Consider the following 19613-nt stretch of genomic DNA (forward strand, 5'->3'; position numbering starts at 1 on the left):
TGTTTTTTTTTTTTTTTTGTTATATAGGAAATGATTATTCGTTAGAGTGGAAATTATAATAATTATATCGTAATAGTAGAAACCTTTGAATAAAAGGTTTCTACTAGTTAATTGAATATTAAGGCGGGGCGTTTCCATCGCTTTAATTTCCATGGAATAATATTCAAATAGTTTTATTTTTCGAAAAATATTGCTTTTTAGATAAAGTAATTATATTATTTCGATATATATTTTTAGTGAACTGTTTTTTCAGAACATTCCGTCATCATTTTCGTGGAGGTAAACCAATGAATTTATTTAGAAAAAAATCAATAAAGGATCTTATACAACAAGCTGGACAAAAAGATGTAAATTTAAAGAAAGATTTAGGTGCCTTTGATTTATCCATGCTTGGAATTGGAGCTATTATAGGTACCGGAATATTTGTATTAACTGGTGTTGCAGCAGCAGAACATGCAGGACCTGCACTTATTTTATCTTTTGTTTTATCTGGATTAGCGTGCGTATTTGCTGCCCTATGTTATGCGGAATTTGCATCCACTGTACCGGTTTCAGGGAGTGCGTATACGTATAGCTACGCTACCTTTGGTGAAATAATTGCCTGGATATTGGGTTGGGATTTAATCCTCGAATACGGGTTTGCATCATCTGCTGTTGCTAGTGGTTGGTCCGGGTATTTACAAGGGCTTCTCGCTGGCTTTGGTATTCATTTTCCTAAAGCAATCACAAGTGCATATGATCCAGCAAACGGCACATTTATCGATGTTCCGGCAATTCTTATCATAGTAATCATCACGTTACTATTAACACAGGGTGTTAAGAAATCTGCTCGCTTTAACACGATTATGGTAATTATAAAGTTAGTCGTTGTTTTGTTATTTATCGGTGTGGGCGCTTGGTATGTAAAGCCTTCAAACTGGACGCCATTTATGCCATTTGGATTTTCAGTGTGACATCTGGTGCTGCAACGGTATTCTTTGCTTATATTGGCTTTGATGCCGTATCAACTGCAGCTGAAGAAGTGAGAAATCCGCAAAAGAATATGCCAATTGGTATTATCGTATCTTTACTAGTATGTACGGTGTTATATATTACTGTCTCTGCCATTCTAACAGGAATTGTTCCTTACCAAGAGTTAGGCGTGAAAAACCCAGTTGCATTTGCTCTTAACTATATCCATCAGGATTGGGTGGCTGGTTTTATCTCACTTGGTGCAATTGCAGGTATCACAACAGTATTATTGGTTCTTCTTTATGGACAATCTCGTTTATTTTATGCGATTAGCCGTGATGGCCTATTGCCAAAGGTATTTTCAAAAGTTGATAAGAACAAGCAGACACCAATGGTGAATTCATGGATTATTTGTTTACTTGTATCAATTTTTGCAGGTTTAGTTCCATTAAACAAACTTGCAGAACTAACAAATATCGGAACTCTCTTTGCCTTTATGACGGTTTCAGTGGGGATTTTATATCTTCGAAAAAATAAACAAGCACCTAAAACAGGCTTCCGGGTTCCATTTGTACCTTATATTCCAATTCTTGCTTTTGTGTTCTGCGGGTATTTAATTATTCAGTTACCAAAAACAACTTGGATTAGCTTCGGAGTTTGGCTTGTGATTGGGCTATTCGTTTATTTCGGGTATGGACGTAAACATTCAACCTTGAATAAAGCAATGGATTTGTTGAAAAAAGTTAACTAATTGGATTAAACAAAGAAGGGGCTTACTCTATGTAAGTCCAGATTGTCGAGAAATGGTATTTTTCTCGGCAATTTTTTATTTTGCCTAAATTTAAAAATACCCATTTTTATTAAATTATTTGTCCTTGCAACCGGGCCTGTTGATTTCCGCTCCAGGTGCTTCGCTTTCAGCGGGCGTGCCGGGGAGCCTCCTCGGCGCTAAGCGCCTGTGGGGTTTCCCCAGCCCCGTACTCCCGCAGGAGTCTCGCACCTTCCGCTCCAATCAACAGGGTGGCGAATCAACCTAAAGAATTGCAACACACTTTTTCCAGTCTGGCTAAGTGTGTTGCAATCTTTTTTATATTTTGGCAGGCTGCCGTAAGGAGAGCCTGTTCACTTGCATTCTTCAATCCCCGTAACCGGCAGTCCTCCCTTCCTTAAACGGCTTTTTTTCCAAATTTAATTCTATCGTCTTCTATAACTTTATTTAATTCCTCAAAATATTCGCGAGTTTCTACTTCCACCTCTTCTTTTGTAAACTTATGTTTATTGGCATTTGCCTTTAAATGAGATATTATAATAGATTAATGCGGTGAATCGATAAAGAAAATGAATATAATAAAAGGCTGTCGAAGGTTTTTCGACAGCCTGGACTTACTATAGTAAGTTCCTTCTTTTATTTGATTTATCGAAAAATGTCGAAACTCATCGATTTAACAAAAATAATATAATTTTAACTTAAGAAAGATGATAAAATAGGTGCAGGTTTTTATAACTAATTTTTTTAAAAGATGATTAGATTGAGGAGAAACTAGCATGAAAGAAGGCATCAACAATCCGAAGCTTTTATTTGAAGAGAGAAAGGCAATAACACTGTTTTTATGGTTATTTTACTTTATGTTTTATTCGTTTGATATTTTCTATAATTATATTAGACCTCACTTAAATGACCAGAAAAGTCAATTTAATACAGAGAGAGTTGGTCTGGGAATTTGGTTATATATATTAATCCTTGCTTTGTTGCCTATTGCTATTTACTTTATTAAAAAGGGAAATCCTTACATTGTTAAATATATCTACATCATTAGCTATATCGGTATTGATATTTTGGACACCCTTTTAGAAATTTTAGGAACGACAGCTTCTTATGCTGCAGGAAATATCGTGGAAGTATTATTTGTTCTATTTAGTCCTATTTTTGTAAATAAAAAATACTTCTGGGTTGTTTCGTTGGGGATGATAGGGAAGGAATTATTGTTAGGAATAATTTTACAAGATTTAAACGTATTAATTCCAACAGTTATCTATGTCATCTTATCAGTGATAGCCTATATTTTAGTGATACGCTTTAATTCCTATATTCAAACCTTGACAACCGTTTACGAAGAACTACGACAAAAAGAAAAGCTGGCTGTTATTGGTCAAATGGCTGCGGCAATCGGCCATGAAATACGTAATCCCCTTTCATCATTAAAGGGCTTTACACAACTGCAGCAGGAACGGTATCCAAACACAAACGATTATTATCCAATTATGATTCAGGAAATCGACCGGATTAATTCCATTGTAAATGATCTGATGTCCATTGGAAAACCAAGAGTAATCAAATTTGAAAAGGCAAGTATTGAAGAAATAATTGCTTATACATTATCCATTACGCAACAACAAGCCGAAAGACAAGGAGTAATTGTTGAAACAATAATAGCTGGCCCCTTACCACCTCTGGATTGTGATGATAAACAATTAAAACAAGTATTTATTAATTTGATCAAAAATGCAATCGAAGCAATGCCTGAGGGCGGCAGGATAGAAATACATGTTAAAGTATTAGAAAAACACAAACTGTCCGTTTCAATTCAAGATGAGGGGTGTGGAATTGCTGATGAGAATATCCTAAATCTTGGAGAACCATTTTTTACTACGAAAACGGATGGAACAGGCTTAGGCTTAATGGTTACAGATCAAATAATTAAGGATCACAGGGGTGCGATGAAAATAAAAAGTATTATTGATAAAGGAACACGAGTAATTGTAACTTTACCGATACTACAAATAGATAAATAGTTCTACAATTATACAAAATTCATCAAAATAAAGTGTTTCAAGGGTATTATCAATGATATATAATGTAGAGGAATACTGAACATTAATAGATTTTGTAATTTTCTTTTATAGATTTGAAAAAAGTAAAAGTATTTTATATTAGCATTTCTATGAGGATTTTATGGAAAGTACAATGGGATAGATACATGGAGGAGTTTATGTTACCTAATGAAGAAATAAGAACTGTTAAATGGTTTCTTTTATTTTTTTATATAATTCTTGTAGGTTATGATTTTTTCTATTACTATCTTTTCCCAGCCTTCATAGAACATGAAGCAGTGGGCCCGCCTAGTAAATTTTTTTATTTAACCTATATCCTTTTAATAATATTAATTCCAATAGCATATTATTTAAATAAGCGGAATAAGCAAGCCTCAATAAAATACGTATTTTTTATTAGCTATCTATTGGTTACTTTTATTGTGGATATCTTATCCTTCTATGGAAGGGGAGCATCTTACAAAAGTGGGAATTTAATAGAAGTGTTTTTACTTTTATCGCTACCGCTTTTCCTTAGTAGAAGATATTTTTGGCTAGTAAGCTTAGGTGTTACGGCAAGATATTTACTCGTTGGTATTATATTAAAAACTTCTTATGTAATAATCCCAATTATTTTAATAGCTGTACTGTCTATCATGGCATTTTTTTTATTAGTTCGTTTTCAGGGATACGTAAAAGCGATAAGTACTTCATACGACAAACAATTAGAAGGAATTGTAAAAGGTGTTATAGCTACTCTGGAGTTAAAGGATCCATATACTAAGGGACATAGTGAAAGAGTAGCCAGTTATGCTTTGTTGTTAGCAAAGGAAATAGGTAAGCTTTCCAAAGATGAGCAAAAATCTTTTTATTATGCATGTTTATTACATGATATAGGAAAAGTTCATATCCCTGATCGTATTCTAATGAAACCAGGGAAGCTGACAAACGATGAATTTGAAATAATAAAATCACATCCAGTTGTTGGTGCTGAAGCAGTTGATAATGTCGAGGGGATTAAAGGTAGTCTTTCTGTCATTCGTTCGCATCATGAACGTTGGGATGGTAAAGGGTATCCTGATCAATTAAAAGGAGAAGAAATCCCCTTCCTTGCTAGAGTGGCTGCAGTTGCAGATGCTTTTGATGCAATGACATCTTCTCGATCTTATCGAGCAGCAATGCCAGTTGAAGTAGCCTATCAACGCATCATTGACGGAAAAGGTTCCCAATTTGATCCTATGTTAGTGGAAGAATTCAAAAAGGTATATCCAGCATGGATTAAATTTCATAAAAAATATCCGTGGTTAAAAGAATGGGAATTTCCTAAGGAGGTGGATTTATGAAAATCCGTAAACTGAAAAAGGTAAAAACAACTTGCTGGTGGTGTCAATTTGTTCCTGGTTGGAAAGGTTAAAAAAGGATGCTAGCGAAAAGCTAGCATCCTTTCTTAATGATAAAATATGAGATAAAGGGTGTTAATATGAACCTAACACTTCATTCACGTCTTTTGCTGGTCCCAGTCAATATTCGCAAGGATAAAAAACATTATATCGTTGAAGATATTGCATTAGGCGAGTTTTATGAGATGCCGAGGGTTTGTATTGATGCAATCCATTTAATCAACAATGGTGGGTCGATAGAGGAAATTGAACGGGTGCTTAAAGATAAATATCCTAATGATGAAGTAGATATACTTGATTTTGCCGAACAATTACTAATTATGGGCTTGATAGGTGAAGTTGATGGTGTAAAAGTTGAATTGAAGGAAAAGAAAAAGAAAGACTTAGGCCTTTTATGGATTTCACCAAAGATCGGGGAGTTTTTCTTTAATAAGGCTGCATACCTTGTTTATATCACTTTATTGCTAGTTAATGTGTTTATCCTTCTATCCCATCCAAGTTTATTTCCGCATTATAAGGATTTGTTTGTTTTTGATTTAATGATTTTGAACATCCCGACTTGGATGGTAATTACGATTATCCTTGTCTTTATTCATGAGTTTGGCCACATATTAGCGATGAGGGCTCAAAGTCTTCCTACTAAGCTGGAGGTCGGGCATCGATTAATACTTGTTGTCCTTGAGACTGATATGTCTTCGGTTTGGAAACTTCCTTCTAATAAGCGGAATGTTTTATTTCTGGCGGGTCTTTGCTTTGATACACTTATTCTTTCATGCGCATTAATTAGCCATCTAATTTTTACAAATGGGTCAGAGATTTTCCTGGGTGTTATGAATGTAGTGGTCTTGGATACATTTATTCGAATGGTTTACCAAGGCTTCATTTATATGAAAACCGATTTATATTACGTAATTGAAAACGTATCGGGCTGCTATAACTTAATGGAAAATGCTCAGAAAGCGATAAGGAAGAAGCTTTCATTTCTCAACTCACCATCAATACAAGAGGTTGTTTTTGAAGGAGAAAAAAAGATCGTTTTTTTATATTCAATCTTTTATTTTGTCGGAGTCATACTGACAGTTAGCATATATACATTTTTTTATGTCCCCCAATTATTATTTGCATGGAAAAGAATTCTTCCTGGCTTTTCCAAAGGACCGTCCTCGCTTCCATTCTGGGATGCAATACTTTTTACCTTGCAAATACTAATTGGTTTATTACTTCTTCTATATTCCTGGCGAAAAAAGTACACTCAAAAATAGATCACATTACTATATGTGACAAACATTTGTCTAAAATAACATTTCTAAGGGTTTTTCCCTTTCATGATAGGGGAACTCACTGATATTTATAACACCACCGTTTTTCTTACAATGAGAGTAAGAAAAACGGTGGTGTTATTTTTTAGGAGGGACTAGAGGATGCAATCAAATATTGCCACAAATAAAAAAACAGGAAGCTCGGTCAATGATGCCTTTGCTTCACATTTTGCTAAATCAATGTTTTTAGCTATTGCTGGACTGGCCATTTTAATTTTTATTGGCACAAGAATGTTCACGCATGTTGACTTGAATCTTTATGGATATATGGTCGGAACAATCGTCTTTATCGGTGGATTTTTCTACCGCTTTATTGCTTGGGGCGAGAGACCACCGAGTATTTGTTCCCTACCATTTTGGTCACGATAAATCTATTAATCTATTAACGATTGCAGCGCTTGATCCTATGTCACGGATGCCGGAATTCAAAGCGTGTGCCGCTCGTGTTTGGCGGCTTGTACGCAGTGCGGAGGGCATGAGGAACGTAACCGTAACTATGTTTACGATGTGAATCCGCTTGTTAACCGTCAAACGATGCTCTGATGTGTCTTCACTGTGTGAATCCAGCTTGTGCAAGAAGCTGTCCAGCCCAGCCCAGGCGATCCAAATCCATGAAACAGGTGCCGTTCTTTCGGCTCTAGTGGAAAAGTGCATTGGCTGCCAAAATTGTACCATTGCTTGCCCGTATGGAATACCGAATTTGATACAGAGCAAAATTTAATGTACAAGTGCGATCTTTGTATCGACCGTACAAAGGATGGCATCCCGCCAATGTGTGCAAGTGTTTGCCCGTCTAATACATTACAATGGCTGACAGATGAAGAAATTGAAGCGAAACAAAAGCAATTTAACTTAGATAATGGTAAATGGGTAACAAGTACGCCTTATTTAGAAGGCGAAACAAATGTAAAAGTGAATCTTCCTGGTATTCTTCAGGGCGTCACTATATTGTTTTAGGAGGGATTCGCATGACAGATAAAAATAATAAAATCCCGTTCAAAGAACTTATCTTAGAAGTACCCTTCTCTATTATAGAATAGAAAAAGAACCAGGCAATGTTTTGCGCCTGGTTCTTTACTGTTATATTTTAAAAGAACTTTTTAAGGAAACAATCCTGTTAAATACTAACTTATCGACTGTCGTTTCTTTGGGATCGACGTTGAAGTAACCGTGTCTAAAGAATTGGAATTTTTCCTGCGGTCTGCTTTCCTTCATGTTTGGTTCTACAAAACCTTGTAACACCTCAAGTGAATGTGGATTAACGTTATCAAGGAAGGATTTTTCAGCCCCGTCAGCTTCATCAGCTGTATCCAAAATAAGCGGCTCATAAAGTCGGAATTCAGCAGGAACTGCATGGGCTGCTTCCACCCAATGAATGGTTCCTTTTACTTTTCTGCCTGTAAAACCTGTACCACTTTTTGTTTCAGGGTCATAGGTACAGCGCAGTTCGACGACCTTACCATTTGGATCTTTGACAACCTCTTCACATTTAATGAAATAAGCGTTTTTAAGGCGGACCTCATTGCCTGGGAATAGACGGAAATATTTCTTAGGTGGTTCCTCCATGAAGTCGTCTTGTTCAATATAGATTTCACGAGAGAATGGAATTTTCCTTGATCCCATCTCAGGATTTTCTGAATTGACTTCGGCATCAAGCAATTCAATTTGTCCTTCTGGATAATTCGTGATGACTACCTTTAATGGGTTGATTACACCCATGGTACGAGGTGCTTTTAATTTCAAATCTTCACGGACAAAATGTTCAAGCATTTGTGAATCAACTGCACCTGAACCCTTATGAACGCCAGTTTCACTGACAAAAGCACGAATCGATTCTGGTGTAAATCCTTTTCTTCTCATCCCGGAAATCGTCGGCATACGCGGATCATCCCAGCCATCAACAAATCCCTCGTCAACCAATTGCTTCAGCTTTCGTTTACTCATCACAGTATTGGTTACATTTAAGCGACCAAATTCAATTTGTTGTGGGATGCTTTCCATTTCACAGTTTTCAACAATCCAATTATAAAGGGGGCGTTGATCCTCAAATTCAATCGTACAGATCGAATGAGTTACCCCTTCAATCGCATCTTCGAGTGGATGAGCAAATGCGTACATCGGATAAATACACCATTTATCGCCCGTGTTATGATGTGTTGCATGAGCAATACGGTAAATAACAGGATCACGTAAATTAATATTTGGTGATGACATATCAATCTTTGCCCGCAGGACCTTTTGACCGTTGTCGTACATACCATTTCGCATATTTTCAAATAATTCAAGGTTTTCTTCTATGGAGCGATCGCGATAGGGGCTATTTTTGCCGGGCGCGGTAAGTGTTCCACGGTATTCACGAATTTCATCCGCTGAAAGGTCATCAACATAGGCTAATCCTTTTTTTATTAAAAGAACCGCTCTCCTAAACATTTCTTCAAAATAATTCGATGCAAATAGTAAGTTATCCCATTCAAAGCCTAACCATTTTACATCTTCTTTGATCGAATTTACATATTCGATATCTTCCTTTAATGGATTCGTATCGTCAAAGCGTAAATTGGTAAGCCCGTTAAATTCATCTGCCAAGCCGAAGTTGATTACAATCGATTTTGCATGTCCGATATGTAAATAACCGTTTGGCTCTGGCGGGAACCGAGTGACGATTTTGTTGTGCTTTCCGGACTCCAAATCTTTTATCATAATATCTTTAATAAAATTTGATGTATGATTTTCCACCCTTTTCAACCTCTTTCATTCTTAACTACTACTTTATAAATAACATAAATACTGATATTTTTCCATTGTTCCCTACAATTCATGTGAAAAACACACATAAAATGGAATGTTTGCTCATTTTTTTTGAAATTCGGAATTGGCAAGTGTGGTTGAAAAAGACTACAATAGTTTCTTGAAGATATAAAGGAAGGGGAAGTACAATGATTAACTTCGGTACAGTCGGAACAGGGTGGATTACTGAATCCTTTATCCAAGCAGCACAACTTAGCGGTCAATGGCAATTAACAAGTGTCTATTCCAGAACAGAGGACAAAGCGAAACAATTTGCAGATACATATAACGTTCCTAATTTTTATACAGATCTAGAGGAGATGGCGTCAACTTCTGAAATAGAAGCTGTATACATAGCATCGCCAAATTCAGTCCATTTTGACCAGACACTAATGTTTTTGAAAAATAAGAAACACGTGATCTGCGAAAAACCGATATTTTCAAATAGTGCAGAGTTGGCGAAGGCATACCAGACAGCGGCGGAAAATGGGGTTTATTTATTTGAAGCAATTCGAAATGTGCATACCCCTAATTTCAAAATATTAAAGGACAAGCTCCCTATGGTAGGGGAGTTGCGAAGTACCATGTTACCATACATGAAATATTCCTCCCGTTATGATTTATTTTTACAAGGGGAGGAACCAAATATTTTTTCTGCTACCTATTCTGGCGGCGCACTTGTTGATTTAGGTGTTTATCCACTCTATTTAGCCGTCGGGTTGTTTGGTGAGCCCAAGCAGGTAACCTATCACCCGGTCCTCCTCCGCAGCGGTGTGGATGGAAGTGGAACACTTGTGTTAACGTATGACGATTTTGTCTGTACAATCCTTTGTTCGAAAATATCTCATTCGGAATTACCGTGTGAAATACATGGAGAAAAGGGAACCTTTGTCCTCGAAGATGCGGCCCCGATTTCAAAAATAACCTTGGTTGACAACCGTGGAATAGAGAGCGAAATCTTGAGTGTCGAACTAGAAGAACAAAACATGATTTATGAATGTGAAAATATTGCCAGGATTATTGAAACCGAAAATGATCAAGAATATCAGGAATTGAAAAGTTGGAGCGAAATTGTCCTTCGAATCACAGAAGAAGCAAGAAGACAAAATAATATTTTATTTGCTTCAGAAAAATAGAAACAAAAACGGGCCAGGGGATACATCCTCTGGCCTTGTCTTATGGGGTTTTCTTAATGGTATTGAACTTAATTGACGTTTTAAAGAATGGTTTTGTGAACTCTTTATGAATTCAATATTCTTAATGACTTTTATCACATTCCATGCATTGAATGTTTTTTATAGTTGATGTAACAGGATTGGAGGAAACCCTTATGAAGTCAAAAGCGTGGTATATGAAACAGATGAAACGTAAGCCTGTGCAAATGACAAGATATACTGTTCAGGGCTTGTTTCTGCTGTTTTTACTATATATTGGTTTGCAGTTTTATCAATTTTATTTGCATTTTGAAACCCTCGGAAAAACCCCTTTCGTTGAACGGCCATCTGCGGTCGAAGGGTTTTTGCCAATCAGCGGCTTGGTCGCCTTAAAGGTATGGCTGACGAGTGGAGAGTTCGATGTGATTCATCCTGCGGGCCTGATTTTACTAGCATTTTTTGTAGGTGCAGGAATTATTCTTCGTAAGTCGTTCTGCAGCTGGATATGTCCTGTTGGAACATTTAGTGAAATGATTGGCTGGTTTGGCAGAAAGATGTTTAAAAGGAATTTTGAAATTCCACGATGGGTAACTTGGCTTTTAACACCTATTAAATACTTATTGATGCTCTTTTTTGTCCTAATGGTTGTTCAAATGCCTGCTTTTACTGCTAAAAGCTTTCTCGAGGAGCCGTATAATAAGGTCTCTGATGTGAAAATGCTTCTTTTATTCACAAATCTTGGCGGCTTTGCCTTGAAGTTTATTATTGTGATCTTCCTCTTGTCGTTATTCTTTAGAAACTTTTGGTGCCGCTTCCTCTGTCCGTACGGTGCATTAATTGGTCTTGGAAGTATCTTTAGGATTACAAAAATTGAGCGGAATGAAGATACTTGTACAAACTGCGAAATGTGTACAAAGGTTTGTCCGCAACGATTAAAGGTACATAAGGTGGAGACTATAAATTCTCTTAATTGTTCAGCATGTATGTCCTGTGTAGAGGCATGCCCCGTAAAAGACACACTCAACATGACGGTTGCGCGTAAAAAGGTGAATAAATGGTTTGTACCAGTTACCTTCTTCGTGCTGTTTTTCGTTATTATTACTTTTGCAAAAATAACAGGTCACTGGGATTCAATCATCTCCTATGAAGAATGGAAACAACTAATCCCAGAAGCCAAAAACATAAAATAATTAGCGGTGTTTTCCCGTATAAGTGTTAAACACATAGCCCACTTTTCATCATATAAATATAGAAAACTAAAATGGGTGAGTTATGATGTTTAGATCTAACAGAGAATTAATAACTTGGATAGTGCCATACCTCCCAGCTGGAGCAGAGTTGGAATTTCGAGATTCACAAGCGGTTATCCAATATATGGATATAGACGAGGATGGATTATATGAAATATTTGGGGTGTATCGTCTTAATCGAAAGCCCTATTTATTTGTTCTGAAGAATTACTTTGGTCATTTTATATATTATTATCCCCTGCCTCCTGAGGTGGAGAAAAAGGCGGTCCGAGCGCTTTCAAATTTTCGAGACACAAGGGCCGTCTATCTTTTCCCAGTGGTGATGAAGAAAATAGGCGGAAATAAGTGGGGCTATATCGATGCGAAAGGGAAACTGATTCTTCCTATCAGCTATGAGCATGCCGAGGATTTCCAGGAGAATGGTTTAGCTATTGTTGGTTTAATGGACAAATCAGGAATTATTAATGACCAAGGGTATTTTATTGTGCAGCCCAAATACGATACAATTTATCCTTTTTCAGAAGGCCGGGCCGTTGTCAACGATCCTCAAGGATTCAAGGTGATTGATGAAAGTGGCAAAGAAATCACGGATCGGGCTTATTCGATTATTGTCGGAGAGTATAAAGAGGGGCGCGTACGTGCTGTAGAAAAAGATGAGCATGGGCGGTATTTATACGGTTATTTGAATAAACGAGGGAAAGTGGTTATTCCGATAACCTTTGAAAGCGCTAGTGATTTTGATCAGGGGAAAGCAATTGTAAAAACAAAAGATGGAAGTTTTCAATTAATCGACCTTACCGGAAAGATATTACAATCGTACCCTTATGCTTATGTCAGTAATTATGGCCAAGGTTTGCTTGCATTTAAGGAAAGTAACGATGGGAAGATTGGATATATCGATGAACAGGGAAAGACTGTCATAGAGCCTAAATTTTCATCTGCAGAGTCATTTATAGACGGATGTGCCATTGTTAGTTTGTCAGATAATAATAGGGAACAGTATGGCGTTATTGATCGAACTGGCCATTATGTGATTAAGCCAAACTATAACCAAATCTTATATCTAGATGAGGGACGCTTTGCCATCGGGAAAGAGATGGATCCAAAACTACCCTGTATGAGGTCTATTTATGCCTTAGCAGATTCGGGTGGTCATATCCTTACAGGATTTATCTTTAATGGAATCACGAAATTTCAGGACGGCCTTGCCTCTGTCTCCGATGCTCAGCATATTTACTTAATTGACAAACTTGGAAAGAGAATCGAACAGCTGCCAATGGTCAGGGGCAGCGGCTCGCTTAGTTTTGAGAAAACGTTAATCAAAGGTGATGTTGACGAGCGCCTGCACTATTTTAATCAAAATGGTGAGTTGCTCTGGAAGCAAGCCACGATTGTCCCGCTAAATAATAACTACTCAGTTGTCGAGCAAAAATATAAGCCTAATAAGGATTATTTAGTCTATTTCCCGCAGATTGAAGGTATGAAAATTCATCAGGAAAAAGTAAATCATGCTTTAAAGGAACTGGCGGGGGTAAAACCCATGCCGGCACACACACAATTGGAATCGAATTATACGGGGGATTTTGAGGTTACCCTTTACGAGAAAAATTTACTGGTCATTAAGATAACAGGGTATGACTACCCGTTTTGTGCCACTCACGGTATGCCAGTGGAAAAATATGCTAATATTAACCTAAAAACAGGCTCGATCTATCAATTAAAAGACCTCTTTAAGTCTGGCAGCCCGTACGTGAAAGTAATCAGTGATATGATTGGTGATCAAATAAAAAGTAATGAAAAATATTCTTCTTACTTATTTCCTGATGAGTACCATGGAATCCAAGCTGATCAGCCATTTTTTATTAGTGAGGCGGGCTTGAATATCTACTTTAATCCATATGAAATCGCCGCTTTTGTTGCTGGTTTCCCTACCTTTACCATCCCTTTTAAGGACTTAAAGAACATCATTAATGGTAACAGTGAATTTTGGAAATCGTTTCATTAACAAAGGCAGGAATCAAACCTGTCTTTTTTTCATGGATTCTAATGAAAAAAAATGAAATAATGGTGATACAGTCAAGATGTCTAGGGGAGGTATTGGAATGAAGATTTTTGATGTTTCTAGAAAGCTAATAAACGGGATGCCAGTCTGGCCGGGTGATACCACCTTTAAATATGAGGTCTCATGGCCAATGGAGGAAAGCGGCTCTGTTAATGTTGGCAGACTCGAATTAAGTACCCACACGGGAACACATGTGGATGCTCCGTTTCATTTTGATAACGCGGGAAAAAAGATCATTGAGTTGGACCTAAATCTATACATCGGTCCAGCGAAAGTTATTGATATGATTGGAAAGGAAAGCATTGGTGCAGCTGATTTAAGAGAGATGGATCTTGATGGGTGCAAACGGGTGTTGTTCAGAACCCTTGCGTGGGAAAATCCCAATCAATTCCCTGAAAAGATTCCACATATTGAGCCAAACTTAGCTCCTTTCTTAGGAAGGAAAGGGATTCAGCTTATCGGCTTGGATATTCCATCTGTTGATCCAATCGACAGTAAAGAGCTGCCTGCCCATCATAGCTTGAATGAACATGGAATTCACATCCTAGAGTCACTAATGCTCGATGAAATTGAACCAGGAGATTACGAACTCATTGCCCTGCCGCTCCCATTAGTCGAAGGAGACGGGAGTCCAGTTCGCGCAGTCCTGCGTCAGAAATGAATGGTGTCAGGCACCATTATGGATTAAAAAAGAAGCGTGAATCTCAACTAAACTGGATTCACGCTTCTTCTGTTATAGGCCACAATCAGATTTGTTTGGTTTAAGCAATAACACATCAAGGAAAAAACCTCCAGAGTCTCTTCGTTCTAAGTATGTTTTCTACGAAATACTAGCCAGTAACTCCCCAGTCCGAAGATAAAAAATAAACCGACCAAAACAGGAATAACATAATTATTAAAGGTATGATCAGCATCCTTCTCTTGTTTAGGAGTCGATGAGGCATGCTCCTTTGTGTCATGGTCTTTTTATTTGCTGATACTATTTTATGATTAACAGTGGTTAAGGGGATAACCTGAACTGTTTGGCTTAATACTCGATTATTTTGAGGAGAAGAGATCCATAGGAATACACAGTGTATTGAGCCATAATTACCGTAATTATTCCAAACTCAAACTTGATATAAATCAATTTCATTCGGAGGAAATTAATCGTAATCTGTATAAAATGACTTTGCGAACATTTGATTAAAGGCTGCTCCTTGTGGGCAGTTTTTTTTTGAAAATAAAAACTGTATTAAGAACGGAAAATTCGTTATAATATTAATATTAAAGAACCAAGGATAGAGGTTGTAATAATTTTCCCTTCCAGATAAATAATAAACAAAAAGGGAGGGATTTTTTTTTGGAGCGCAATCAGGATAGTAAATTTGAAGAAACCTTTCTTCCAGTGACCTCAATCGGCAGTGGAGTTGGAATAGCAGTTTTGCCTGATATTTATTGTTACACCGACAAAATCGTGAACCTAGTACTTGTAGGCAACCCGAATAATTTGGATGATTTTGTTTTAATTGACACGGGCATGCCTAAGTCAGCAGATGAGATAAAGGAAATGGTTGAAGAACGTTTTGGTGAGGGTGCCCTTCCTAAAGCGATTGTGTTAACGCATGGACATTTTGACCATGTCGGATCAGTGGCTGAATTGTTGGAGGAATGGGAGATTCCGGTATATGCACATGAGCTGGAAATCCCTTATTTGACTGGAAAGTTAGATTATCCGCCTGGTGACCCTAATGTTGATCGTGGACTTGTTGCAAAAATGTCACCGATGTTCCCCAACCATGGAATTGATATTAGTGCGCATGTTCATATGCTTCCTGCAGATGGAACCGTTCCAAATATGCCTAATTGGAAGTGGGTACATACACCCGGGCATACGCCGGGCCATATTTCCTTATTCCGTGAACAAGACCGGGCGCTGATTGTGGGAGATGCATTTGTGACGGTAAAACAAGAATCTCTATATAAAGTAATGACGCAAACACAAGAGATTAGCGGTCCCCCAAAATATTACACTACTGACTGGGATGCTGCTTTTGAATCTGTAAAAAAGTTAGAGGCACTCAAGCCGCAAGTAGCAGTGACTGGTCATGGACTTCCAATGAGTGGGGAGGACCTAGCAGAAAATCTAAATTATTTAGTGGAGCATTTTGCTGAAATTGGCCGGCCTGAAAGTGGGAAATATGTGAATTAGTAATTTCTGAAGAAACTAGGGCTGTTGACTCATGCAGCTCTTTTATATCACTTGCATGTTCGTTTTTAAGAACAAAAAACTTTAGGTATCAACATAAATATCATTAGTAATAATGGAGACTAATTGAACTAATTCATTTGAGGTGGAAATAATGAGACTCTGTTTCTTTTTACTAGTTGCTGGACTGTTGGATGCTGTTTTAACTCATTTTGGAATTGTTTCAGGTATTGTTGAAGAGGGAAATCCAATGATGAAGCTTGTAATTGAAAAAAGCTGGTCCTATTTTTACATCATAAAAATCTTTCTGCCCCTCTTGTTGCTTGGTTTGTTCTACTTGCGACCACTAAAAGGGTGGATTCGGACTCTTTTGGTTTCCACTTGTGTTCTTTATCTCTCCGTCCTGGTGTATCATATGGTGTGGATTGTCCTCTACTTAAATACTGCATCATGACTTTTCCTCTAATCCCAACTAGACACTCCAAGGTTATTCAGTTAGTATCAATACGATATGGAAAGACAAATAATAAGAAAAATGATTTTTATATAAAGGAGTTCAATATGTTAAATACCTTAAAACCATACTTGCAGGAAGCTTGGGAAAAGTCAGGATTTCAACAGCCGACTTCCATTCAAGAAGCCGCTATTCCAATGATTCTTGAAGGCAAGAATTTAATTGCCGAGTCACCGACAGGTACTGGAAAAACGCTGGCTTATTTGTTGCCATTGTTAGATAAAATGGACCCAAGTCTACAAACTTTGCAAGCGGTTGTGTTAGCTTCTTCGCAGGAGCTGGTAATGCAGGTCTATCAAGAATTTCAAAAATGGTCGGAAGGCAGCGGAATAAGGGGCACTTCGATTATTGGCGGAGCCAATATGAAACGCCAGCTTGAAAAATTAAAGAAACGCCCGCATGTTATTTTTGCAACACCTGGTCGTTTATTTGAACTGATCAAACAGAAAAAGGTGAAAATGCATGAAGTAAAATTGGTTGTTCTCGATGAGGGTGATCAATTACTTATTCACGAGCATCTTAATACCGTCCAAAACATTGTAAAATCAACCATGAGTGACCGCCAAGTTGTTTTGTTTTCAGCTACAATGAAACCAGCAACAGAGAAATTGGCAAAAGAAATGACGAAAGACCCGGAAGTTCTTCGCATCGAAAAGGATGAACTTGCTTCGTCTGGAGAAGTCGAGCATATTTATTTTTCATGTGATCCAAGAGATAAGATCAAGCTCCTCGAAAAAATCACGCGCTTAGAAAATAGTAAATCGCTTGCGTTTATTAATGATATTGGTGAAATTGAAGTATTTAAGGAAAAATTACATTTTAAAGATTTATCGATCGGAATTCTGCATAGCGACATGAAAAAGCTCGAACGGCAGGCTGCATTAAAGTCTTTCCGTGATGGCAAAATGAACATGCTAATTGCTACAGATGTGGCGGCGAGAGGACTTGATATCCAAGGGGTTACCCATGTGGTCAATATCGATTCTCCAAAGGATATATCGCAATATGTGCACAGGGCTGGAAGAACAGGAAGAATGGGTGCAAATGGGATTGTTATCTCGCTTGTTACGGAAAGGGAAGAAAGAGAATTGAAACAGTATTGCCGTGAGTTAAACGTTCCGGTTCATAAAAGAGTGTTTTACAAAGGCCTGATTTCTGAAGAAGGACAAAGAGACCAGAAATTACGGAGATAATGGAGAACTCACATCCAGAGAACTAGTATTATGAGCAAATGACTAAATTTAGAAAAAGCTCCAGTCCTCAAAAAAGAATAAGACTAATTATTTTCACTCATACTATCAATGTATTTCTCGAAAAAGGAGATGGTAGTGTGGGAAGACAGAAGCTTGGTAATCAAAATGCTCAGCGTAATAATAATCGCAAAAAACCAATGAGAGATAGTGAAGAACTGGTTGAATTTACAACTGGAGAAGCACTAAAACATAACCGTCCAAATAGTAAATAACAAAGTGCGCCTCCTTTTTAATAAGGGAGGCGCTTTTTTTATGGGAGGTCACCACATTTGTAGATTCTTGTTGAACACGACGAAAATCACTCTTCAGCAAGTAATTTGAGTGCTTTTTTAGCGGGGCCCTCGATAACATCGCCTGAATATGCATAGCGAGAACCGTGGCATGGGCAATCCCAAGATTTTTCAGCATGATTCCATTCACACTCACAGCCAAGATGGGTGCAGGTGGTGTCGACAACATAAAGTTTACCGTTTTCATCCTTATAGCCGCCGGCCTTTTTTCCGTTATACATGACAACAGAGCCTTCACCCACCTGTAAATCATCTGTGGACTTATCCGTATACTCAAGTTTGCCTTTAATTAGATGTTTAGCCACATCTGCATTGGTTGTGATGACACTCTTTAAGTCGGGATCAGCTTGGAATCGGGACGGTGTATAGAGCTTCATATATGGGTTGTCCCTTTCCATAACATAATCGGTCAACAAGTGACCTGCGAGAATCCCTGTTGTCATCCCCCATTTTTTATAACCTGTGGCCACTAAAACATTCTCACGGCCTTCCGTGTAATGTCCAATATATGGAAGTTTGTCCAGTGTAACCATATCCTGGGCAGACCAGCGATAATCGTACTCTTTAATCCCAAAAACCTCTTCAGCAAACGTTTCGAGTGCTTCATAATGCTTCAGCGTGTCCATTCCTTGCCCCGTTTTATGATTTTCACCACCGATGATCAATAACTTTTCCTTTTCCCCATTAAGAGGTGTATAACGAATCGATCGAGGTGGGTTATCGGCGCTGATATACATGCCACCAGGGTAGTCCTTATCGGTTTTTATCCCGATTGCGTAAGACCTGCTCGCATACATTCTCGCAAAATAAAGCCCTGGTTTATCATAAAAAGGGAAATGGGAGGCAATAATCACATGCTTGCATGATACTCTATGTCCAGACTTAGTAACAATTTTTGGTTCCGAATCATCGTCCTCAATGTCTGAAGCGACTGTATTCTCATAAACAAAACAGCCCGCCTTAACCGCATCATCTAGAAGTGCTTTTAGAAACTTAAGGGGATGATATTGCGCTTGATTGCGCATCATGAGAGCACCTTTTGCAGGAATTTTAAAGGGGATCGTATCCTTTAAAGCCCCATCGATTTCTAGACTTTTATATGCTTCCCATTCCGTTTTAAGTTTGTCGACATACTCATCCGTTGTTGCATAAACATAAGCGTCTTGCTTACTGAAATCACAATCAATTCCCTTTTCCTCTACGCAGCTTTCGACAAATCGAATGGCATTCATATGTGATTCATAATAAAGCCGAGCTTTTTCTATTCCAAAATGATTTATTAATTCATCATAAATAATGCTATGCTGTGCTGTTAATTTTGCAGTTGTGTGGCCAGTAGTCCCATTCAAGACACTGCCTGCTTCTAAGAGGGCCACCTTTAAGCCTTCCTTTGACAGCAAATAGGCAGCGGTAATTCCAGATATCCCGGCACCAACAATTGCAACATCCACAGAAAGATCTTGTTCTAATGAATTAAAAGCAGGTAATTCTATTTCACGCCAATACGTTTTTGGGAATTTTGGGATTTTTTCAGATGAACTCATATATACTCCTCCAGCCTAAAAAAATGACATCATATTTAATTTTTCCAAAAGTGATAAAATTAATGTAAGTATGGAAATATTTCCTTAGTC

General features: G+C 37.8%; 13 protein-coding genes and 5 pseudogenes. 16 read left to right on the top strand and 2 right to left on the bottom strand.

Annotated elements, in window-relative coordinates; genetic code table 11:
- The first annotated feature begins 287 nt into the window (after window positions 1-287).
- The 8 genes and pseudogenes from bcaP to J7E66_RS31880 all read left to right on the top strand — a co-directional run bounded on the left by bcaP (window position 288) and on the right by J7E66_RS31880 (window position 7438).
- Window positions 288-1702, top strand: a pseudogene (gene bcaP, locus J7E66_RS19520) (branched-chain amino acid transporter BcaP).
- Window positions 1703-2496: 794 nt separating this feature from the next.
- Window positions 2497-3744 carry an ATP-binding protein gene (locus J7E66_RS19525; protein WP_215002900.1) on the top strand — a complete coding sequence of 416 codons (1248 nt, stop codon included), beginning with the start codon at window positions 2497-2499 and terminating at the stop codon, window positions 3742-3744.
- 197 nt (window positions 3745-3941) lie between these two features.
- Entirely contained in the window at window positions 3942-5105 is a 1164-nt protein-coding gene (locus J7E66_RS19530) for an HD-GYP domain-containing protein (protein ID WP_215002902.1), read from the top strand.
- A gap of 137 nt (window positions 5106-5242) precedes the next feature.
- On the top strand, window positions 5243-6424 hold the full coding sequence (locus J7E66_RS19535; RefSeq protein WP_215002904.1) for a hypothetical protein: 1182 nt from the start codon (window positions 5243-5245) through the stop codon (window positions 6422-6424).
- 101 nt (window positions 6425-6525) lie between these two features.
- Window positions 6526-6570: pseudogene (locus J7E66_RS32935) on the top strand (hypothetical protein); the annotation flags it as partial.
- A gap of 13 nt (window positions 6571-6583) precedes the next feature.
- A pseudogene (locus J7E66_RS19540) lies at window positions 6584-6820 on the top strand (hypothetical protein); the annotation flags it as partial.
- A pseudogene (locus J7E66_RS19545) lies at window positions 6807-6992 on the top strand (molybdopterin dinucleotide binding domain-containing protein); the annotation flags it as partial. The pseudogenes J7E66_RS19540 and J7E66_RS19545, both read left to right, overlap by 14 nt.
- A pseudogene (locus J7E66_RS31880) lies at window positions 6905-7438 on the top strand (4Fe-4S dicluster domain-containing protein). The pseudogenes J7E66_RS19545 and J7E66_RS31880, both read left to right, overlap by 88 nt.
- A 123-nt stretch (window positions 7439-7561) precedes the next feature.
- Here J7E66_RS31880 and J7E66_RS19555 read toward each other — a convergent pair.
- Window positions 7562-9217 (bottom strand): glutamine--tRNA ligase/YqeY domain fusion protein, encoded by a 1656-nt coding sequence (locus J7E66_RS19555; protein ID WP_214715306.1) that lies wholly within the window; start codon window positions 9215-9217, stop codon window positions 7562-7564.
- A 203-nt stretch (window positions 9218-9420) separates the two neighbouring features.
- Between J7E66_RS19555 and J7E66_RS19560 the strand changes: the two genes are divergently transcribed.
- From J7E66_RS19560 to J7E66_RS32330, 8 genes are all read left to right on the top strand, one after another.
- Window positions 9421-10404 (top strand): Gfo/Idh/MocA family protein, encoded by a 984-nt coding sequence (locus tag J7E66_RS19560; protein WP_215003018.1) that lies wholly within the window; start codon window positions 9421-9423, stop codon window positions 10402-10404.
- Between the two features lie 194 nt (window positions 10405-10598).
- Window positions 10599-11612 (top strand): 4Fe-4S binding protein, encoded by a 1014-nt coding sequence (locus J7E66_RS19565; RefSeq protein ID WP_215002906.1) that lies wholly within the window; start codon window positions 10599-10601, stop codon window positions 11610-11612.
- Between the two features lie 85 nt (window positions 11613-11697).
- A complete protein-coding gene (locus tag J7E66_RS19570) occupies window positions 11698-13677 on the top strand; it encodes a WG repeat-containing protein (RefSeq protein WP_251033013.1) in 1980 nt (659 codons plus the stop codon).
- A gap of 97 nt (window positions 13678-13774) precedes the next feature.
- Window positions 13775-14395 (top strand): arylformamidase, encoded by a 621-nt coding sequence (gene kynB / locus J7E66_RS19575; RefSeq protein WP_215002908.1) that lies wholly within the window; start codon window positions 13775-13777, stop codon window positions 14393-14395.
- 681 nt (window positions 14396-15076) lie between these two features.
- Window positions 15077-15925, top strand: coding sequence for an MBL fold metallo-hydrolase (locus J7E66_RS19580; protein ID WP_215002910.1), 849 nt, complete (start codon window positions 15077-15079; stop codon window positions 15923-15925).
- Between the two features lie 151 nt (window positions 15926-16076).
- Window positions 16077-16376: a DUF5658 family protein gene (locus tag J7E66_RS19585; RefSeq protein WP_215002912.1), complete on the top strand. Its 300-nt coding sequence runs from the start codon at window positions 16077-16079 to the stop codon at window positions 16374-16376.
- Window positions 16377-16483: 107 nt separating this feature from the next.
- Window positions 16484-17629, top strand: a complete 1146-nt coding sequence (locus J7E66_RS19590) for a DEAD/DEAH box helicase (RefSeq protein ID WP_215002914.1) — start codon at window positions 16484-16486, stop codon at window positions 17627-17629.
- Window positions 17630-17766: 137 nt separating this feature from the next.
- Complete coding sequence (locus J7E66_RS32330; protein ID WP_282599650.1) at window positions 17767-17901, top strand: hypothetical protein; 135 nt, start codon at window positions 17767-17769, stop codon at window positions 17899-17901.
- Window positions 17902-17987: 86 nt separating this feature from the next.
- Here the strand turns inward: J7E66_RS32330 and J7E66_RS19595 are convergent, their stop codons facing one another.
- On the bottom strand, window positions 17988-19523 hold the full coding sequence (locus tag J7E66_RS19595) for an FAD-dependent oxidoreductase (protein ID WP_215002916.1): 1536 nt from the start codon (window positions 19521-19523) through the stop codon (window positions 17988-17990).
- Window positions 19524-19613 lie beyond the last annotated feature (90 nt).

The organism is Bacillus sp. ISL-7, from assembly GCF_018613065.1.

What these genes read in the sequence shown, in the direction of transcription:
- J7E66_RS19585 (WP_215002912.1), top strand. Translation starts at nt 16,077, where the DNA reads ATGAGACTCTGTTTCTTTTTACTAGTTGCTGGACTGTTGGATGCTGTT.
- J7E66_RS19535 (WP_215002904.1), top strand. Translation starts at nt 5,243, where the DNA reads ATGAACCTAACACTTCATTCACGTCTTTTGCTGGTCCCAGTCAATATT.
- J7E66_RS19570 (WP_251033013.1), top strand. Translation starts at nt 11,698, where the DNA reads ATGTTTAGATCTAACAGAGAATTAATAACTTGGATAGTGCCATACCTC.
- J7E66_RS19530 (WP_215002902.1), top strand. Translation starts at nt 3,942, where the DNA reads ATGTTACCTAATGAAGAAATAAGAACTGTTAAATGGTTTCTTTTATTT.
- J7E66_RS19595 (WP_215002916.1), bottom strand. Translation starts at nt 19,523, where the DNA reads ATGAGTTCATCTGAAAAAATCCCAAAATTCCCAAAAACGTATTGGCGT.
- J7E66_RS19525 (WP_215002900.1), top strand. Translation starts at nt 2,497, where the DNA reads ATGAAAGAAGGCATCAACAATCCGAAGCTTTTATTTGAAGAGAGAAAG.
- J7E66_RS19590 (WP_215002914.1), top strand. Translation starts at nt 16,484, where the DNA reads ATGTTAAATACCTTAAAACCATACTTGCAGGAAGCTTGGGAAAAGTCA.
- J7E66_RS19565 (WP_215002906.1), top strand. Translation starts at nt 10,599, where the DNA reads ATGAAGTCAAAAGCGTGGTATATGAAACAGATGAAACGTAAGCCTGTG.
- kynB (WP_215002908.1), top strand. Translation starts at nt 13,775, where the DNA reads ATGAAGATTTTTGATGTTTCTAGAAAGCTAATAAACGGGATGCCAGTC.